General features: G+C 73.0%; 11 protein-coding genes. 8 read left to right on the top strand and 3 right to left on the bottom strand.

Annotated features, from left to right (window positions below; translation table 11 throughout):
• Nucleotides 1–70 precede the first annotated feature (70 nt).
• The gene (locus WMF33_RS05895; RefSeq protein WP_437336222.1) at nucleotides 71–1,828 is read left to right on the top strand and encodes a DUF1592 domain-containing protein; all 1,758 of its coding nucleotides are present in this window, start codon (nucleotides 71–73) and stop codon (nucleotides 1,826–1,828) included.
• 4 nt (nucleotides 1,829–1,832) lie between these two features.
• Nucleotides 1,833–3,305 carry a DUF1552 domain-containing protein gene (locus tag WMF33_RS05890; RefSeq protein ID WP_437336221.1) on the top strand — a complete coding sequence of 491 codons (1,473 nt, stop codon included), beginning with the start codon at nucleotides 1,833–1,835 and terminating at the stop codon, nucleotides 3,303–3,305.
• A 135-nt stretch (nucleotides 3,306–3,440) separates the two neighbouring features.
• Here the strand turns inward: WMF33_RS05890 and WMF33_RS05885 are convergent, their stop codons facing one another.
• Nucleotides 3,441–4,781, bottom strand: coding sequence for a hypothetical protein (locus tag WMF33_RS05885; RefSeq protein ID WP_437336220.1), 1,341 nt, complete (start codon nucleotides 4,779–4,781; stop codon nucleotides 3,441–3,443).
• 152 nt (nucleotides 4,782–4,933) lie between these two features.
• On the opposite strand from WMF33_RS05885, the gene WMF33_RS05880 reads away from it, so the two are divergent.
• The 4 genes from WMF33_RS05880 (at nucleotide 4,934) to WMF33_RS05865 (ending at nucleotide 7,594) form a co-directional block, all read left to right on the top strand.
• A complete protein-coding gene (locus tag WMF33_RS05880) occupies nucleotides 4,934–5,947 on the top strand; it encodes a DUF4423 domain-containing protein (RefSeq protein WP_437336219.1) in 1,014 nt (337 codons plus the stop codon).
• 275 nt (nucleotides 5,948–6,222) lie between these two features.
• Nucleotides 6,223–6,651, top strand: coding sequence for a MarR family winged helix-turn-helix transcriptional regulator (locus tag WMF33_RS05875; protein WP_437336218.1), 429 nt, complete (start codon nucleotides 6,223–6,225; stop codon nucleotides 6,649–6,651).
• 85 nt (nucleotides 6,652–6,736) lie between these two features.
• Complete coding sequence (locus tag WMF33_RS05870) at nucleotides 6,737–7,231, top strand: DUF2269 family protein (protein ID WP_437336217.1); 495 nt, start codon at nucleotides 6,737–6,739, stop codon at nucleotides 7,229–7,231.
• Between the two features lie 216 nt (nucleotides 7,232–7,447).
• Nucleotides 7,448–7,594: a hypothetical protein gene (locus WMF33_RS05865; RefSeq protein ID WP_437336216.1), complete on the top strand. Its 147-nt coding sequence runs from the start codon at nucleotides 7,448–7,450 to the stop codon at nucleotides 7,592–7,594.
• Between the two features lie 349 nt (nucleotides 7,595–7,943).
• Here the strand turns inward: WMF33_RS05865 and WMF33_RS05860 are convergent, their stop codons facing one another.
• Complete coding sequence (locus WMF33_RS05860) at nucleotides 7,944–10,112, bottom strand: beta-propeller domain-containing protein (RefSeq protein ID WP_437336215.1); 2,169 nt, start codon at nucleotides 10,110–10,112, stop codon at nucleotides 7,944–7,946.
• A gap of 235 nt (nucleotides 10,113–10,347) precedes the next feature.
• The gene (locus WMF33_RS05855) at nucleotides 10,348–11,988 is read right to left on the bottom strand and encodes a GMC oxidoreductase (protein ID WP_437336214.1); all 1,641 of its coding nucleotides are present in this window, start codon (nucleotides 11,986–11,988) and stop codon (nucleotides 10,348–10,350) included.
• A gap of 279 nt (nucleotides 11,989–12,267) precedes the next feature.
• On the opposite strand from WMF33_RS05855, the gene WMF33_RS05850 reads away from it, so the two are divergent.
• Together WMF33_RS05850 and WMF33_RS05845 are read left to right on the top strand one after the other, a co-directional pair.
• Nucleotides 12,268–13,752 carry an aryl-sulfate sulfotransferase gene (locus WMF33_RS05850; protein ID WP_437336213.1) on the top strand — a complete coding sequence of 495 codons (1,485 nt, stop codon included), beginning with the start codon at nucleotides 12,268–12,270 and terminating at the stop codon, nucleotides 13,750–13,752.
• 23 nt (nucleotides 13,753–13,775) lie between these two features.
• Entirely contained in the window at nucleotides 13,776–18,950 is a 5,175-nt protein-coding gene (locus tag WMF33_RS05845) for a phosphorylase family protein (protein WP_437336212.1), read from the top strand.
• Nucleotides 18,951–18,962 lie beyond the last annotated feature (12 nt).

Here is an 18,962-nt window from a genome sequence, read left to right as displayed (position 1 = left end):
GCCGTGAGGGCGCGGCGCTGCGATCCCGTCCCTAGCTTTCTCTTGCTCTGACCGCGCGAGGACCGAAGCCATGAAGCGAACGAAGCCGGACGGCGTGATCCCCCTCGAAGAACTCCGACGCTCGGACGCGCGCCGGCGGCGCGGGGCGGCGCTCCTCGGCGCGGCCGCCCTCGCGGCGTCGGGCGCGCTCTCGGGCTGCGTCGGCGACGTCGGCGGCGACCGCGACGGGCGCGACGGGGCGCAGGGCGACAGCGGGCTCATCGACGTCGCCAGCGCGGGCCTGCGCCGGATGACGCCGGAGCAGTTCACGAGCTCGATGCGCGACCTGTTCGGCGATCCGGGGCTCGAGCTCGACCTCGACCCGGACGCGGGCGAGGTCGCCTCGCTCCTCGCCGTGGACAAGCTCAACGCCGCGGCGGAGGCGATCGTCGCGCGGCGCGCGTCGTGGGGGACCCCGGTGTTCCCGTGCGACACGCGCGGCGCCGACGACGAGGCGTGCGTGGACGGCTTCGTGCGGACGTTCGGGCGCCGCGCCTTCCGGCACACGCTCGACGAGGCCGAGGTCGCGATGCTCAAGGGTCAGTTCGCCCGCGCGCGGGAGGAGCAGTCGTTCGAGGACGCCCTCCTCGTCGTGCTCAAGACCATGATCCAGTCGCCCAACCTCTATTATTTCGTCGAGCTCGGCCGCGACGGGGACGGGGGCGACGCCCTCGCCTCCGGCGTCCGCCCGCTCACGGGGTGGGAGCGGGCGTCGCGGCTGTCCTATTTCCTCTGGAACACGACGCCGGACGACGCGCTGCTCGACGCCGCCGAGTCGGGCGCGCTCGACTCGGCGGAGGGCGTGCGCGCGCAGGCGGAGCGGCTGCTCGCGCACGACCGCGCCCGCGCCACGGCGAAGCGCTTCTTCGCCGACTGGCTAGAGCTCGACGGCACGAACAAGCACGCTTCGCTCGAGAACGCGCCGAAGAGCCCCGAGCTCTACCCCGAGGACTCCCCCGCGCTGCGCGCCGCCATGCGCGCCGAGATCGAGGCGCTCGCCGAGCGCGTGCTCTTCGAGGGGGACGGCCGCTTCGAGACGCTGCTCACGACGACGGACGCGTACGTCAACGGGCCCCTCGCCGCCCTCTACGGGGTGGAGGGCCCCGCGGGCGACGGCGCGTTCGCGTGGGTCTCGCTCCCGGCCGATCAGCGCGCGGGGATCTTCACGCGGGCGGCCTTCCTGAGCGTGTTCGGCAGCGTCGAGGTCAAATCGCCGATCCGCCGCGGCGCGTACATCCTGAAGGAGGTGCTCTGCCGCCCCCTCGGCCCCCCGCCGCCCAACGCGAGCGACGTGCCGGTCAAGGGCGGCGCCGTCGAGGAGGACGGCGCGCTGGTGCACAGGACGATCCGAGAGGACGTCGAGGCCAAGACGTCGAGCGAGACCTGCGCGAGCTGCCACAAGGCCATCAACCCGATCGGGTTCGCGTTCGAGCATTACGACGCGCTCGGGCGCTGGCAGGCGCGGGAGACGGGCGGGGACGAGGAGAGCCCGTACGCGCTCGACATCGACGCGCGCGGCGTCCTCCCGGCGCTCGGTCCGGACGAGGAGAGCGTGGAGGTCGACGGCGGGGTCGAGATGTCGGCGGCGCTCGCGGCGAGCGCCGCGGCGCGCGCTTGCCTCACGAGGCACTTCTTCCAGACGGCGCTCCGGCGCGTCCCCGTCGACCAGGATCTCGCGTCGGTCGAGGCGGCCACGCCCGCGCCCGAGAGCGGCGGCAGCCTGCGCGACCTGATCCTCGACCTCACGACGAGCAATGCCTTCTTGCACCTGCGAAAGCCCGAGGGGTGAGCCCATGAACCGCGCCGCATTCAGCCGAAGGAATTTCCTCCGAACCGCGACCGGCCTGTGCATCGCGCTGCCGTTCCTCGAGGCGACCCACGGCGCCGTCTGGGCCGCGGACGGCAGGGCCAGGCGGTTCATCGTGTTCTTCAGCCACGGCGGCACGATCACGTCCCGCCACAACTCGGGGGAGCTGGGCGATCCGTGGAAGCCGGGCGCCTGGAGCATGCTCGACCTCTGGCGCCCGGGCGGCGAGGGGCAGGCGCTCGAGGTCCTCGGCGAGGAGATGGCGGCGCTCGAGGGCCACAAGGGCGATCTCACCTTGCTCCGCGGCGTCGACGACGCCGCCGGGTACGTCCAGGGAGACTACGGCGGGCACCACGGCTGCTCGAACGCGACCGTGCTCACGTGCGCCGACACGACCTCGGGCGGCGACGACGCCAGGGCGCGCGGCCCGTCGATCGATCAGGTGCTCGCGGAGCGGCTCGCGGCCGAGCGCCCGACGCCCTTCTCGTCCATCGATCTCATGGTCGACGGGCACAACTACGGAGAGCCGCTGTACCGCGCCTCGGGCGAGCCGGTGTCCACCGAGAAGGACCCGACGAGCGCCTTCGACCGGCTCTTCAAGGACGTCACGGAGACCGGTTCGGGTCCGACGCCCGAACAGCTCCGGATCCGCGCTCAGCGCAAGAGCGTGCTCGACGGGGTGAGCGAGCACCTCGCGGCCTTGAAGGGGCGCGTGAGCGCGAGCGACAGGCACCTGCTCGACGCGCACGCGGAGCACATCCGCAGCCTGGAGAAGAAGCTCGAAGGCGTCGCCAACCTGGCGGCGTGCACGAAGCCGGACGTCGGCGGCGCGCCCGTGTACCAGGGATACGGGTCCTACACGGGCGGAGGGATCAAGGACGCCGCGCCGCTCCTTGTCGACATCCTCCTGCACGCGCTCCGCTGCGGGCTCACGAACGTCGCCACGTTCCAGATCGCCGACGTCCTGACGAGCTGGCTGCCCCAGCCCTACAACACCGACCTGGGCCACAGCCTCGGCCACGCCGGCCTCGACGTCGGCCCGAACGGCGCGGAGCCCGACAAGCTCGAGGACTGGCGCGCGACCATCCTCGCGAACCGCGGCTGGCGCATGGAGATCTTCGCGCGCCTGCTCGACGGGTTGAAGAGCACCCCCGAGGGCGACGGCACGATGCTCGACAACAGCGTCGTGCTGTTCACGAGCGAGTTCGGGTGCGGCGGCGCGCACTCGCCCCGCGACATCCCGGTCCTGCTCGCCGGCAAGGCCGGCGGCAGGTGGCAGGGCGGACGGCACGTCAATTACAACAAGCGCGCGGGCGAGGATCCTGGGCAGTCCGCGTACGAGACGGACGTGTCGATGCACAACGTCTACACGTCGATCCTGCGCGCGTTCGGCTACGAGGACGCGCACTTCGGGAACGACACCGCGTACAAGAAGGGGCCTTTGGCGGAGCTGCCGTGAGGGCGCGCCGCGCGCTTCGCGCGAGGCGCGGACGTACCGGCCGCGCCTGGCTCCTTAGCTCCGTGCGTCAGAAATCCCGCTCGGACCCCGTACCTGCTCTTCCACCGCGCGGCGCGCGCAGCTCACGTCAACGGCTCAGGGCGCCCAGGTGCCGCCGCCGAGCTCGGTGATGTCGATGCCCTCGCACCCGCCGCCGGGGTTCGAGGCGGGATCGCTCACGCACTCGGGCACGGTGAGGCCGAGCACCTTCAGCGCGCCGGTGCTGCTGCCGCCGGTGAACGTGCCGCGCACGGTGGACGACGCCTCGTCGTAGCCGCTCACGTCGAAGCCGGTGATCCCGTACGTCGCCTCGAAGTCGTCGGGCGCGACGCCGCGCAGGTGCACGCTCTGGAACGAGGCGTCGACGAGGCGCCCCTCGGCGTCGGCGAGCGCGTACACGTCGACGTCGGTCTCGAGATCCACGCGTCCGTCCTCGGTCACGAGGTGGAGGCGCGCCGGGATGCGCACGCCCGCCTCGTCGAACTCCCCTCCGAGCGACACGCACGCGACGTCGTCCGCCGCCTCGAGCGACAGCGCGATCCGCGTCGTCGTCCCGGGGTCCCAGGTGAACGTCGCCGCGACCTCGGCGTTCTCCGCCAGCACGTCGGCGGCGGAGAACGCGAGCAGCGCGGTGTCGAGGGGCAGCGGCAGGCCGCCTCGGGCGCACGTCTCGGCGGTCGGCCACGACGCGAACGAGCGGAACCCCGCGCCTGTCACCTCGCCGTCCGAGTACTCGAGCCGCGCGCCGATCGATCCCCACGAGGCGCCGGCCGCCATGCCGCCGCGGATGGTGAGATCGGCCAGCGCCCAGCCCTCCCTCTGCGGCGTGAAGACCAGCGATCCGGAGAGCGCGTCGGGATCGAGCTCGGCCTCGAGGGCGACGTGGCGCGGATCCGACGACGAGAGGATGGCGGGCACCGTCTCCGCGAGCGCGCCGCCGCTCGTCGCGATCGTCAGCTCCACGTCGATCTCGATGCGGCTCTTGCACAGGTCGCCGGCGATCGCGGGGCCGCCCTCCGTTTCGTCGTTCGACCCCCAGGGCCGCGACTCGACGAACCGCGACTCGACGAACCGGATCGCGCCGCCGCCGTGGGCGACGTCGATCGTGATCTCGCCTTCGCCCTGCTCGGGGCCGGCGTTCACCATGTCGCCGGGTGGCGCCCACACGATGGGGCTCTCGAACGTCCCCTCGGCCTGGGCCAGCACCTCGCCGGCGGTGAAGCCGAGCGCGGTGGCCTCCTCGAGCGAGCCGACGACGATGGATGTCTCCTCGCAGGCGCCGTCGCCGGTCCCGAGGCCGTCGTGACCGGTCTGGCTGCCGCCCTGGGGGGCGGTGCACGCCGCCGCGAGGAGCGCGGCGACGACGAGGAGACCGCGCCCACCGGCGCGAACGGACGAGTGACGAAGCGAAGACGAGCGACGAAGCGAAGACGACACGGCGACCTCCCGGGCGCGCGCGTCACGCGGCGCCTCATGCGGTTCGAGACCAGCTGCGATCACGATGCTGTGCCTCGACCCCGTCTGTCGCAAGGGCCGTTTCGCACATATCGTGTGGTCATTCGGCCCTCCAGTGTGCAAACCTCCAAGACATGAACAACCTCGATCTCGACGTCCTCGCGAGCGAGCTCCTGCGCGCCGTGCGGGGAAAACGCTCGCAGCGCGCGTTCAGCCGCCGGCTCGGGTACCGCACGAACATCGCGTACACGTGGGAGTCGGGGCGCAGCTTTCCGACGGCGGCGAAGGCGTTCGCAGTGGCGGAGCGGGCGGGGGTCGACACCGCCGCCGGGATCGCCCGCTTCTTCGGCGCCGCGCCGCCGTGGCTCGCGCGGGCTTCGCTCGGAACCCCGGAGGGCGTGGTGCAGCTCCTCGGCGAGCTGCGGGCCGGGCGCACCATCGTGGAGATCGCGCGGAGCGCGGGGCGGAGCCGCTTCGCGGTCGCGCGCTGGCTGCAGGGCGACGCCGAGCCGCGCCTGCCGGACTTCCTCCGCCTCGTCGACGTGTGCTCGCTGCGCCTCCTCGACTTCCTGGCGACGCTCGTCGACCCCCGGGCCCTGCCGAGCGCGCGCGCGGCGTGGAAGCAGCTCGAGACGCGCCGGCGCGCTGCCTACGAGGTCCCGTGGTCGCAAGCGGTGCTCCTCGCGCTCGAGCTGCGCGCGTACGAGGAGCTGCCGCGGCACCGCGACGGCTGGATCGCCGAGCGGATCGGCATCACGCCCAAGGAGGAGCGCGAGTGCCTCGCGCTCCTCGAGCGCACCGGACAGATTCACCTGGTCGGCCGCAAGTACGCGATCGCACCGTCGCGCACGGTGGACACGCGGCGCGATCCGAAGGCGGCGCACCAGGTGAAGGTGTGGTGGAGCCAGCGCGCGGTGGAGCGGCTCGAGCTCGGCGCGCCGGGGCCGAGCTCGTACAACCTGTTCACTGTCTCCGCGCCCGACCTCGAGCGCCTGCGCGAGCTGCACCGCGCGTACTTCCAGCAGATGCGCGCCATCGTCGCGGCGTCGCAGCCGTGCGAGCGGCTCGTGCTCGCGTGCGCGCAAATGCTCGACCTCTCGGTCCAGCCGGCGCCGGCGATCAGCGGCGGATCGCCAGCACCGGCGTGAAGACCGCGCGCCGCCGGGCGACGGTGAGCCCGGTGCCCTGGCGGGCGTGCTTCCACTTCACGGCCCCGCCCTCCTTACGACTCCATAGACGGGCAGATCCGCCAGACGGCGGGACCGCTGTCACCCTTGATGCTTGATTCGAGTTGAGGCTGCCGCCGAGGGTGGCTCCGGGGTGGCCGAGCGGGGCGCCCTGCGCCGCCGCGTCGCCCGCGCCGCAATCCTGCCCGGCGCCGACGCGGTTGCCAGCGACATGATTAGCATGCTAATTGGTTGGCGTGAGCTTCCAGATCGACAGGAGCCTCGGGTTTCTGCTGAACCGCGCCGCCTCGACGATGCGGCTGGCGCTCGAGGACCGCCTCCGCCCGTACGATCTGACGGCGCCGCAGTGGGCCGTGCTCGAGCGGCTCGCCGAGGACGAGGGCCAGACGATGAGCAGCCTGGGGCAGAGCCTCGGGTTCGACCGGCCCACGACGACCGGCGTGGTGAAGCGGCTAGAGCTGAAGGGGCTGGTGGAGCGGACCGCCGACGCCTCGGACGGCCGCGTGGTCCGGCTCGCGCTGAGCGAGCGCGGGCGCGCCCAGGTCTCGGAGCTGCCGCCGCTCGCGGCCGAGGTCAACCGGAAGGCCGCGCGCGGCCTCTCCCGCGACGAGCGCGCTGCGCTGGAGCGGCTGCTCCTGCGCGTGATCGCCAACATGAAGGGCTGAGGGAGCGACGCGCCTCCGCGCCGCATTCACCAGGTTGTACCGTCGCCATCTAGTTAGCATGCTAATTATCGTGAAGGAGCACTCCATGCGTTCGACCCTGAAGCTTGTCCATTTCATCGGGCTCTCTGCGTTCCTGGGGAGCATCGCCGTGTACATCGTGGTCTCGAGCGTGTGCCCGCCCGGCGACCTCGCGGCGCTCGCGACCGGGCGCGCGCTGATCCGGACCGGGACGCTGTTCATCACCGTCCCGGGGCTGTGGGCGCTGCTCGTGTCGGGCGCCGCGCTCGCGGCGCGCCTCCCGGCCGCGCCGCGCTGGCTGAAGCTCAAGCTCGGGCTCGTGGCGCTCATCGCGCTGAACACGCACCTCGCGATCGTTCCCGCGACCGGCCGCGCGCTCGATCTGGCGCAGGCGTCCGTGCGGGCGCAGGCGCTCGATCCAGCCTACCGCGCGGCCTACCTGACCGAATCCGGGTGCGGGGCGGTGAACGTGCTGCTGTTCCTGGCGGTGATCGCGCTCTCCGTGTTCCGGCCGTCGCTGAGCCTGGCCAAGGGGAATCTCCCCGCGATGGATGCGAGGTGACAGGCGGCATCCGCCTCCCGTCTCCCGCCTCCGCCGAACGGGTCGGGGGAGCGAGCGCCGGTCTGCCCCCCTGGCGCGGCCTGCGCGATCGTGTATCCTCTGCGCTGCCGAGGTGGCGCCATGAAGGTCTTCCGGTAGCAGCGCGGTCCCTTTCGCCGGGCGGGTTCTTCTCGCCGCCCGCGTTGCTCGCGATCCGGCGTCCTCGAGGGAGGCGCGGTGGGCGTGCAGCTGCGCAACGCGGCGAGCGCCGTGCAGGGGCTCGCGCAGCAGGGGGACGTGCTCGGAGCCGAGGCGGCGTATGTCACGGTGTCGGGGGACGGGGCGGAGATCGCGGCGATGCTCGGAAGGGGCGGGCGGAGCTAGGGCAGTTTTCGATCGGGTTTCATGCAGACGTCTCTCGTCCCCGTCTCCCGTCTCCCGTCTTCGTGCGCGTCCTTCGTGCGCGTGCGCGTGCTCGCTGATTTCGGGGAATCGCGCACGCGCACGAGCACGGGAGACGGGAGACGGGAGACGGGAGACGGGAGACGGGAGACGGGAGACGGGAGACGGGAGACGGGAGACGGGAGACGGGAGACGGGAGACGGGAGACGGGAGACGGGAGACGGGATATTAGCCCCAGCTGAAAACCGCTCTAGGGCAACACACGGGCTGAACCCTCCTGAAACGAGCAGAATTTCGAACCACCAAGGCGCCAAGAAGAAGACCAGCGCCGTTACTGCATCGTGAGCGTGACGAGCTCCTTCGACGGGGCCTGAATCCGCCGCACCTTCACCTCCTGGTCGCTCACGGAGAGCACGTGATCCCCGGTCACGAAGCTGCGCTTCACCGCGGAGGACGCGCTCGACCACCAGGCGCCACAGAACGCCTGCCCCTGCGCCACGCGGCCGAGCGGCTGGAAGCCGCGCTGCGCGCTCGCCCGGTAGAGCAGGAGACCCGAGAACTGCGAGGTGCCGTGCTGGGGCCCCTGCCCTCCCTCGCAGATCGTCATCGGCAGACTCAAGAGCTCCTTGGGCGCGAAGTAGGTGAAGGCGAGGTGATTGGTGAGCGCCTCGGAGCTCGATCCGCGCGTGCCGATCACCGCGCGATGGAGGAGCCGCGGCTCGCTCGGTTTCTGTACGTCGAAGATCTGGAGGAGCACGCCCTGGAAATAGGCGAATTTGCCCTGATCCTCGGCGTCGTACCCGATCGTGAGCAGGTGCTCCGGGTCCATCAGGTGCATGTAGGTGGAGAACCCAGGGATCTTGAGCTCGGCGAGGACGCGCGGCGCGGTCGGCTGCGACAGGTCGAGCGCGAACAGGGGATCGGTCTTCTTGAAGGTGACCACGAACCCCCGCGCGCCGTCGAAGCGCACCGAGCGGATGTCCTCGCTCGGCGCGAGGCGATCGAGCACGCCGACCGTGGCGAGCTCGGCTCGCTGGCGGCGCAGCACGCTCACGAGGCTGTGGGCCGCCGGGTCCGGCGCGCGGCCGACCGTGGTGGCGACGCGCAGGTGGCCCTCGTGCTCGTCCATGGAGAACTGGTTCAGCAGGCGGCCGCGCACCACCCCGCTCGCCGCATAGGTCGAGGCGCCCCCGGCGAAATCGAAGGCGTGGATCAGCGTGTCGCCGGTGTGCGCCCAGTCGGGGTAGAGATCGCGCCTCGCGAGCTGCGGGACGGCCAGGTAGAGCGCGTCCTTCGAGGCGTACGTGAAGCCGGGCTGGGTCTGCACGATCTCCCGGTGGAACCCGCTGGAGGCGCCGAGATCCAGGCTGATGATCGAGGTGAAGCCCGCGGCGTCCGCCCCCGGCGCGACATGGATCCGGCACGCGCCGGCGCCAGGCTGCCCCGCCTCCCGCGCGGTCGGCAGGAACACGGAGGGGTCTGCGGCGAGGATGGCGCGCCGGTTCTCCTCGCGGAGCCGCGCGAACTCCCGCTCGGCGTCCTCGGGCCCGGCGAGCTCCCGCTCCGGCGAGAAGCGCAGCCCCGGCGGCCCGATCCGGTCGTCGTGGACGACGGTGTGCACGGCGTCGCCGACGCGCCGGGCCGCGATGAACGAGCCCGAGACGTCGATCGTGCGCAGCGTCTTCGGGGCGCCTGGCCGGGAGACGTCCAGCACGCTGATCCGCGTCGCGGCGCCGTCGCCGGCGGGCACGCAGTCGTAGCCGTACGTGCACTCGGGCGTGGCGGCGCGCCCCGCGGGCGGGTCCATGGACGAGTACACGACGAGGCGATTGCCGGCGGCGAACAGCTTGCGCGCGGGGCCGTCGAGCGTGGCCTCGCCGACGGGGCGCGCCCTCGCGGGCGCGGCGACGTCGAAGATGCGCAGCTTCGTCCCGCTGAGCGTGTAGAGGCGCGGGCCGTCGAGCTTCACGAAATCGGGCTCGTCCACCCCCGGCACCTGCACGTTGGTCCCGGACTGGCGCGCGGCCCACCCTTTTTCGGAGACAGGGACCAGGCGCGGAGGCGTGCACTGGAGCCGCAGGTACTCGCGGCGCGACGCCTCGAGCCGATGGTCCGCGGCGCGGAGCGCACCCTCGCGCAGGCGCGGCGCGTGCTCCGCGCAGCCGCGGGTGGACGGCGCCACCCCGGCGCCCGCCGGCCTGTCGACCCGCGGCGGCGGCAACGGCGCCTCGAGCTGCGCCACGAGCTCGGGGCTGCACTGCCAGCGCGGCGGCCCGGCGCCGTAGTCGAGGTCGCGCCGGGGGGCGACCGGCCGTGGCTGCGGCAACGGGCCGCTCGCGACCGCCGCAGGGGGCGCGCTCGCGCTCGCCGCGGGCGCGACCGCGCCGCGCTCCGCGACCCGCGCGCCGCAGGCCGCGGCGGCCACCGCGCTCCCCGCCAGGATCGCCGCGCCGGCGAGCCGCCATGTCCTCCCGTCCACCGTCGCGCGCCCTCTCGCCATACCCGCCTCCCGCAAGCGTCCAACCACGCCGCCCGATGCGGCTCGCGAGCATACTCCGGTGCTGGCCAGCTGCGCCCTGCGCAGCAGCGTTGCGCCGCGGCGCCCGGCGCGACGCCCTCGCCGCGGGGTGCCCCGCCGGAGATGGGGCGGCGGCCACACGCGCCGACGAGCGCCTCTCAAGGGGCCGAGCGAGCTCCGGCGCCGCAGCTCCGTCGCCAGGAGGCGCGAGCTCAGCTCAGAGGTGGACGCGCTCCGAGGGCGCCGCCGCCTCGAGCACCCGGGATGCCCCGGTGAAGGCGGCGTTGTCGCTCCTGAGGGGCATCTTGCTCATCGCCCGCTCGGCCATGGCGGTGATCGTGAGGGACGGGTTCACGCCCAGGTTCGAGGGCACCATCGAGCCGTCGACCACATACAGGTTCTCATGGCCGAACACCTGATTGCGCTGGTCGATCACCCCCCGCTCCGGGCTGTCGGCGATGGCGCAGCCGCCGAGGATGTGCGCGGTGGTCGGGACGTTGAGCACGGCCTCGTTGATGGCGTTGCGCGGGGTGCCGTTCATCAGCGCGCCGAGCCGCTTGCCCACCTCGTTGGCGATGGGGATGTACGCCGGCGGCTTCGGCTGCCCCGGCGGCCGGTGGGTGGTCATGGCGCCGCGCTTCCAGACGAGCTGCATGTAGTTGTCCACCGTCTGCATCACGAGGAGGATCGTGGAGCGCCTCGCGAACTTGAACGGCAGGAGCCCGAAGATCAGATCGATGGGGTGGAGCAGCCGGCGGCCGAGCCAGCGCAGCCAGCGCGGCAATCCCGGCCTGTCGTCGGTGAGCACCGTGCCGAGCGCGCCCATCACGTCGGAGCCGGCCGGGTAGCGCACCGGCTCGATGTGCGTGCGCGCGTCCGGGTAGATGCCGCTCGTGATCGCGATGCCGCGGGAGTAGTCGACCCGGTCGTCTCTGGCGGTCACCCCGAGGATGACCTCGCTGTTGGTGCGCACGTAATTGCCGAGCTGCCGGGAGAGACGCGGTAACCGGCCCTCGGCCCTCGCCTTGAGCAGGAGCTTCACGGTGCCCAGCACGCCGGCGCTGAGCACCACCCCGCGCGCCCGGAGCTTGCGGCGCCGCTTGTCGAGCAGCGCGGTGGAGCGCTCCAGGGTGAGCTCGTAGCCGCCGCCCGGGAGCGCGTCGATGGCGGTGACCATGGTCTCGGGCTGGATGGTGCAGCCCTTCTTCTCGGCCAGATATAGGTAGTTGAGGTCGAGCGTGTTCTTGGCGCCGAAGCGGCAGCCCACCATACAGCCGCCGCAGTGGACGCACGTGGCGCGCTCCGGCCCCTCGCCGCCGAAGAACGGGTCGGGCACGCGCTGCCCCTCCTGCTCGCCTTCCTTCGCGAAGAGCACGGCCACGCTCGTGACGTGAAACGTGTCCCCGCGGCCGATCTCGTCGGCGATCTGCCGGAGCTGCCGGTCCGCCGGCCAGAGCTTCGGGTTCGTGGTCACGCCGAGCATGCGCTTCGCCGTCTCGTAGAAGGGCATCAGCTCGTCGCGCCAATCCGTGGCGGCGGGCCAGCCCGGGTTGGTAAAGGCCTCGGGCGGAGGCACGAGGAGGGTGTTGGCGTAGACCAGCGACCCGCCACCGACACCCGCGCCCGACAGGATGAGCGTGTCCCGGAGCAGGGTCAGCCGCTGGATGCCGTAACACAGCAGCCTGGGCGCCCAGAGGAACTTCCGCACATTCCAGTTGGTCCTGGGAAAATCCTCCTTGCTCCAGCGCTTGCCGCACTCGAGCACCGTGACCTTGTAGCCCTTCTCGGTGAGGCGCAGCGCGGAGACGCTGCCCCCGAAGCCGGAGCCCACGATCGCGAAGTCGACATCGAAGTCCATGCACACCTGCTTCTCGGAGCGGAGTATGGTCCAGCCGCTCTCCGGCGCCTACCGCGCGGACGCAGGTCCGCCCCGCCGGTCGCCCGCGCGCCATCCCCGCCTCCCCTGGCGACCCGGGCTACTCCGGTGCTGGCCAGCTGCTCCCTGCGCAGCAGCGTTGCGCCGCGGCGCTCGGCCCCAAGCCCTCGCGCGCGGCTTCTGGCCCTGGTACGCCGCGTGCACTCCCATGCCAGCCGCCACGCCGTCCTTGCCTTCACCGCAGACCGGGAGACGCGAAGCATGGGCCATCCGACCATCTACCCCACCGGGGTCACCCTCTATGACCCCGAACGAAGCTGGAACGGCTACACGATCTTCCAGGCCGCGGGCCTCGGCGCGCTGCTCATCGACATGAACGGTCGCGAGGTGCAGCTCTGGAAAGGGCTGCACGGGTTCCCCAACAAGCTCCTGCCCGGCGGACAGGTGTTCGGCAGCACCGGCGAGCGCAACCCGAAGCACGGCACGCAGGACCAGATCGACCTCGTGCAGGTCGACTGGGAAGGCAACGTGGTGTGGCGCTTCGACCGCCTCGAGCACATCCACGATCCCGGCGAGGCGCCCCGCTGGTTCGCGCGCCAGCACCACGATTTCCAGCGGCAGGGCAATCCGGTCGGGTATTACGCGCCCGGCCAGGAGCCGCTGATCGACCGGGGGAGCACGTTCCTGCTCGTGCACGAGAACGTGCAGAATTACGCGATCTCCGAGCACCCGCTGCTCGACGACAAGATCATCGAGGTGGACTGGAAGGGGAACATCGTCTGGCAGTGGCGCGCCCACGAGCACGTCGAGGAGCTGGGCTTCGACGAGGCGGCGCGCGCCGCCCTGCGCCGCGATCCAAACCTGCGTACGCCGGGCGCGGGCGCCCTCGGCGGGAGCGCCGCGGCCGGAGGGGTCGGCGACTGGCTGCACATCAACTCGATGTCGCTGCTCGGGCCGAACCGGTGGTACGACGCGGGCGACGAGCGGTTTCACCCGGACAACCTGATCTGGGACGCGCGCGAGGCGAACCTCATCGCCATCGTCGACAAGAAGACGGGGCGGATCGTGTGGAAGCTCGGCCCGCGGTACGACGGCAGCGACGCGGAGCGCCGCCTCGGCTGGATCATCGGCCAGCACCACGCCCACCTCATCCCGCGCGGGCTGCCCGGCGAGGGCAACCTCCTCGTCTTCGACAACGGGGGCTGGGCCGGCTACGGCGCCCCGAGCCCCGGCGCGCCAAAGGGCCTCAAGACCGCCCTGCGCGACCACTCGCGGGTGCTCGAGATCGACCCCACCACGCTGGAGATCCGGTGGCAGTACACGCCCAGGGAAGCGGGCTTCGTGATGCCCCTCGACGCGTCGCGCTTCTACAGCCCCTTCATCAGCAGCGCCCAGCGGCTGCCCAACGGCAACACGCTGATCACGGAGGGCTCCGACGGCCGCATCTTCGAGGTCACCCCGGGGCACGAGATCGTCTGGGAGTACATCAGCCCTTACTGGCGCAAACCGCCGCTCAGCCTCAACCTGGTTTACCGCGCCTACCGCGCGCCGTACACGTGGGTGCCCCAGCTGCCCGCGCCGCGGCAAAAGCCGGTGCCGCGGCTCGACGTCGCCACCTTCCGCGTCCCGGGCGCGGCGCCCCTCGGCCGGGACCGGGTGGTGGAGCTCAAGGGCGCCGAGGGCTACGCCGCCGAGGGCGACTTCTGCGTCGCGCCCGCCCCGGGGAGCGGCGCGACGCGCCCCTGAGCCGGTCATGATAGAAGGGCGCAATGGCGTCCTTGAAGCCTCGTCCGGCGCCGGGGCCCGCGCCCGACGAACGCGCCCGAGCGCTGCGCGATCGCGTGACGGTGGGGCTCGTCACGGCCCTCCCCAAGGAGCTCGCGGCGGCGAAGGCGATGCTCGACGGCCCCGTCGAGCACTCGGCCGGGGGCGAAGGCGCGGGCCGGGACTACGTGCTCGGGGAGATCCCGGCGAAGGGCGGCGGCGCGCACGCGGTCGCGCTGGTGAGCACGGGCATGGGCAACAACCTCGCGTCGATCCGGGTGACGCAGATGCTCGAGCACTTCCCGCAGATCCGCAGCGTGGTGATGGTCGGGATCGCCGGCGGGGTGCCGCACCCGGACAAACCCGCCGAGCACGTGCGCCTCGGCGACGTCGTCGTCGTCGATCGGCGCGGGGTGGTGCAGTACGATTTCGACAAGGAGACCGCCCGCGGCAAGACCCCCCGCCCCTCGCCGAGGGCGCCGGGCGCGTGGCTCCTCGAGGGCGTCGACGCGCTCGAGGTCCTGGCCTACGAGCGGAAGGCGCCGTGGGTGAAGCTGATCGACCGCGGGCGCAGGCTCGTGGGCGCAAAGCGGCCTCCCGACGCGGAAGACGTGCTGCGCGATCCGCTCGACCCGTCGACGGTCCGCCCGCACCCGGCGGATCCGCAGCGCAAGAAGGGGCAGCCGCGCGTCTTCCAGGGGCCGATCGGGTCGGGCAACACGCTGCTCAAGAACGCGCGCCGCCGCGACCAGCTCCGCGACGAGCTCGGCATCAAGGCCGTCGAGATGGAGGGCTCGGGGCTCGCCGACGCCGCGTGGCAGCACGACGTGGGGTACCTGGTGGTGCGCGGCATCTGCGACTACTGCGATGAGCAGAAGGGCGACGCATGGCAGATGTACGCGGCCATCGTGGCGGCGGCCTACGCCCGCGCGGTGCTCGAGCGGATGCGGGCGAGCCGCGCGAGCGCGACGGAGCGCCCCGCCGCGGCCGACCGGGGCCCGCGGGCGCGCGACCACGGCGACCGCGGCGAGCGCGGCGAGCGCGGCCGCGCGAGGGACGACGAGCGCGACGAGGACCTCCTCGACCACGTCGTGCGCATCTGCCGGATGCGCGAGGAGGCGCGCGGCAAGCGCGTCACGATCGCCTGGCGGGAGGCCCCGCCCCCGTTTCATGCGGTCGCCGAGGTGGTCACGGCCGAGCCGCTGGGACCGGCGCTCCTGGGGCCGGCGCTGGCCTTCGCCGTGGGCGCCGTGGCGGGCCCCGTCACCCCCGCCGCGATCGAGCTCTTCCGGACCCGGGTGCACGCGCGCACCCAGCGGCGCAGCGCCGGGACGTTCTCCCAGCTCGTCTACGACGGCCCGCCGGCGCCCGAGGCGCTGGTGCGGGAGGCGCACCGCAAGGGCGTCTGGCTGGCCAGCATCGCCGAGTACCAGGGCCTTATCCACTTCGGGCCCTACGTCGAGCGGCTGATCCACCGGCTGGAGCGCGATCCGATCTACCCGCCGCGGCTCTATGTCCCCCAGCGCGCGGCGCTGACCGCCGCCGGCGGCCCGAGGCAGGAGGTCGACCACGCGCTGGACGCGATCGACGACCTGCTCGCCTCGCCCGCGGCCCGGTTCGTCCTGGTCCTCGGCGATTTCGGGACCGGAAAGACCTTCTTGCTCCACGAGCTGGCGCGCCGCCTCGGGGCGCGCGAGGGGCCGCCGTACCCGGTGCTCATCGAGATGCGATCGCTCGAGAAGGCGCACTCGCTCGACGCGCTGGTCGCCAACCACCTCGCGCTCTCGGGCATGGAGCGGTTCGATCTGCCGAGCTTCCGGTACATGCTCGCCGAGGGGCTGATCGCGCTCCTCTTCGACGGCTTCGACGAGCTGGCGCTCCGCGTGCGCTACAGCCGCGCCGCCGACCACTTCGACACGCTGATCCAGGCGGCGCAGGGCAAGGCCAAGGTCGTGCTCACCAGCCGGACGCAGCACTTCTATTCGGACGACCAGATCCGGACCAAGCTCGGCGAGCAGGCGGAGCGAATCCCGGGCCACCGGGTCGCCACGCTCACGACGTTCTCGCCGGTCCAGGTGCGCCAGTTCCTCGTCAACCTGCTCGGCAGCAGGGAGGCCGCCGACGCCCGGGTGCGGCTGCTCGACGACGTGAAGGACCTCCTGCGCCTGTCCGAGAACCCGCGCCTGCTCGGCTTCATCTCCGAGATCCCCGAGCGAGAGCTCCTCGAGGCGCGCGACCGGACCGGGAAGATCACCGCCGCCGGGCTGTACCAGAGCCTGATCGACCGGTGGTTCCGGAGCGAGGACGCGCGCGTCCACGTGCGGGGCGCGGCGGCGTCCCTGGTCGCGGAGGATCGATGGAAGGCCGTGACGACGCTCGCGCTCCGGCTCTGGTCCAAGATGGAGCCGAGCGTCCACGCGGACGAGCTCCCCGCCGAGGTGGCGAAGGCGATCGCCGACCTGAGCACGCGGCAGATCGATCTCGAGGAGGCGGTCCACGCGGTCGGCTCCGGCACGCTGCTGGTGCGCGATCCGGAGGGCAATTTCTCGTTCCTCCACGCCTCGGTGCTCGAGTGGCTCGTCGCGCGGGAGGCGGCGGCCGAGCTGCGGCGGGGCGGCGAGGCCACGGTGCTCGGCTGGCGCGAGATGTCCGACCTGATGGTCGAGCTCTTCACGGCGATGGCCGATCGCGAGGCGAGCGTCGCCTGGGCGAGGCGGGCGCTCAGCGGCACGTCGGGCGAGATCGCCAAGCGGAACGCCATCGGCGTGCTGAAGCGGCTGAACGTCGAGGCCGAGGAGCGGGTGAACCTCGCCGGCCAGGACCTGCGCGGCAAGGACCTCTCGCGCCGGAACCTCCGCGGCGCGGACCTCCGCGGGGCGGATCTGCGGGAAGCGATGCTGATCGAGACCGACCTCGGCGACGCGTCGCTCGCCGGCGCCGCGCTTGCGCGCGCGGACCTGTCCGGAGCGCGGCTCGCGGGGGCGGACCTGGAGGGCGCCGACGCGTCGTCCGCGCGGCTCCTCGGCGCCGATCTGCGCGGCGCGCGGCTCGCGTCGGCCCGGCTGCGCTACGCCCAGCTCGTCGGCGCGCGGCTCGACGAGGGCGCGCTCGCCGGCCTGGACGCGTTCGGGAGCGCGGCCCCCGGCGCCGCCCACGCCGACGTCGTGACGGCCGCGGCCGCGTCTCCCTGCATGGCCGTGGCGGCGAGCCCCGACGGGCAGCTCATCGCGTCGGCGCACCGGAGCGGCCCGGTGTGGCTGTGGGACGCGGCCACCGGCGCGGCGCGCCGCGCGCTGGCCGGGCACGCGGCGACGGTCCGGAGCGTCGCGTTCAGCCCGGATGGCGCCCTCCTGGCCGCGGGCAGCAGCGACACGACGATCCGGCTCTGGGACGTGGCCACGGGGCGGGAGGTCCGCGTGCTGCGAGGCCACGCGGCCCCGGTCACGAGCGTCGCGTTCGGCCCTGGCGGCGCCGTGCTCGCGTCGGGCAGCAACGACAGGACCGTCCGGCTCTGGGACGTGGCCACGCCGGCCGAGCCGCGCGTGCTGACGGGCCACACGGCCATCGTCCGGAGCGTCGCGTTCAGCCCGGATGGCGCCTCGCTGGCCTCGGCGGCGGACGACCAGACCGTCCGGCTCTGGGACGTGGCCAGGGCCGCCGAGCGGCGCACCTTGATGGGCCATGCGGGCATTTCGAGGAGCGTCGCGTTCAGCCCGGATGGCGCGTGGCTGGCCTCGGGCGCGCACGACAGCACCGTCTGGCTGTGGGATCTGACCGCGGGGGCCGACCCCCGCGTCCTGATCGGCCATGAGGCGTCGGTGAGGAGCGTGGCCTTCGACGGGAGCGGCCATCTGCTCGCGTCGGCCGGCAACGACAACACCATCCGGCTGTGGGACGTGACCCTGGCGGCCCAGCGCGAGGTCCTCCGGGGCCACGCGGCCACCGTCAGGAGCGTCGCGTTCAGCCCGGATGGCGCGACCCTGGTCTCGGGCTCCACGGACAGCGCCGTCGTGCTGTGGGACGTGGCCACGGGGGCGAGGCGCAGGGTCCTCCGGGGCCACGCGTCGACGATCCGGAGCATCGCCTTCAGCCCGGATGGCGCCTCGCTCGCGACGGCCTCGGAGGGGGGCGCCATTCGCCTCTGGGACACGGTCGCGGGGGCGGAGCGCGGCGTCCTCGAAGGCCACGTGGACCACGTGAGGAGCATCGCCTTCAGCCCGGATGGCGCCTCGATCGCGAGCGCCTCCGCGGACGGCACCGTCCGGCTGTGGGATGCGGCGACGCGGGCCGGGCAGCGCATCATGAAGGATTTCCCCCTGTCGGCGATCACCATCGCCTTCAGCCCCGATGGCGCCTCGCTGGCGTGGGGTGGGAAGGACAGGACGGTCCGGCTGTGGGACGTGGCCACGGGCGCCCAGCATCGCGTCCTGAAGGGCCACGCGGACGCCGTCCGGAGCATCGCCTTCAGCCCGGACGGGGCGTCGCTGGCGTCGGGCGCCGACGACGGGATCGTCCTCCTGTGGAGCGTGGCCGCGGGGGCGGTGCGTCACGTGCTGAAATGCCGCTCGGCGCTCGTCAGGAGCGTCGCCTTCCACCCGGACAGCGCCTCGCTGGCGGCGGGCGCGGGCGACGGCGCCGTGCAGGTGTGGGACGCGGCCACGGGCGACGAGCGGCTCGTCCTCCGAGGCCACGCGTCGGCCGTGTCCAGCGTCGCCTTCAGCCCGGATGGCGCCTGGCTGGCCTCCGGCGCCGAGGATTGCGCGATCCGCCTCTGGGACGCGCTCACCGGGGCCGAGCGCCGCGTCCTGCTGGCCCACGCGAGCGCCGTCCAGGGGATCGCCTTCAGCCCGGACGGCGCCTGGCTCGCGAGCGCCTCGGACGACGGGACCGTCCGGCTGTGGGAGGTGGCGACAGGGGCCTGCCGCGCGGTGCTCCTCTCGCGCGCCGAGGGCTGGGCGGCGTTCACGCCCGACGGCCGCCGCTACAAGCTCGGCGGCGCGCTCGCGGGGTCGTTCTGGTACGCGATCGGCCTCTGCCGGTTCGAGCCGGGGGAGCTCGACGCGCTCCTCCCCTCCCTCCAGCGCGTCCCCGACGGCGAGCCGCTCCTCCTGTCTCCGCACCTCACCGCCGCGGGGGGCGCGCCCGACGGGCGGCGCGCGGGCTCGCCGCTTCGACGATGAGCTGGCGCGGTG

This window comes from Sorangium sp. So ce394, from assembly GCF_051474665.1.
GTDB lineage: Bacteria > Myxococcota_A > Polyangia > Polyangiales > Polyangiaceae > Sorangium > Sorangium cellulosum_D.
Note: the sequence above shows the minus strand (reverse complement) of the source record. Positions and strands in the feature narration are given on the sequence as shown.

Bases quoted from the DNA above. Each gene is read 5' to 3' on its own strand.
- WMF33_RS05895 (WP_437336222.1), top strand. From the start codon at position 71: ATGAAGCGAACGAAGCCGGACGGCGTGATCCCCCTCGAAGAACTCCGA.
- WMF33_RS05890 (WP_437336221.1), top strand. From the start codon at position 1,833: ATGAACCGCGCCGCATTCAGCCGAAGGAATTTCCTCCGAACCGCGACC.
- WMF33_RS05880 (WP_437336219.1), top strand. From the start codon at position 4,934: ATGAACAACCTCGATCTCGACGTCCTCGCGAGCGAGCTCCTGCGCGCC.
- WMF33_RS05870 (WP_437336217.1), top strand. From the start codon at position 6,737: ATGCGTTCGACCCTGAAGCTTGTCCATTTCATCGGGCTCTCTGCGTTC.
- WMF33_RS05860 (WP_437336215.1), bottom strand. From the start codon at position 10,112: ATGGCGAGAGGGCGCGCGACGGTGGACGGGAGGACATGGCGGCTCGCC.
- WMF33_RS05855 (WP_437336214.1), bottom strand. From the start codon at position 11,988: ATGGACTTCGATGTCGACTTCGCGATCGTGGGCTCCGGCTTCGGGGGC.
- WMF33_RS05850 (WP_437336213.1), top strand. From the start codon at position 12,268: ATGGGCCATCCGACCATCTACCCCACCGGGGTCACCCTCTATGACCCC.
- WMF33_RS05845 (WP_437336212.1), top strand. From the start codon at position 13,776: ATGGCGTCCTTGAAGCCTCGTCCGGCGCCGGGGCCCGCGCCCGACGAA.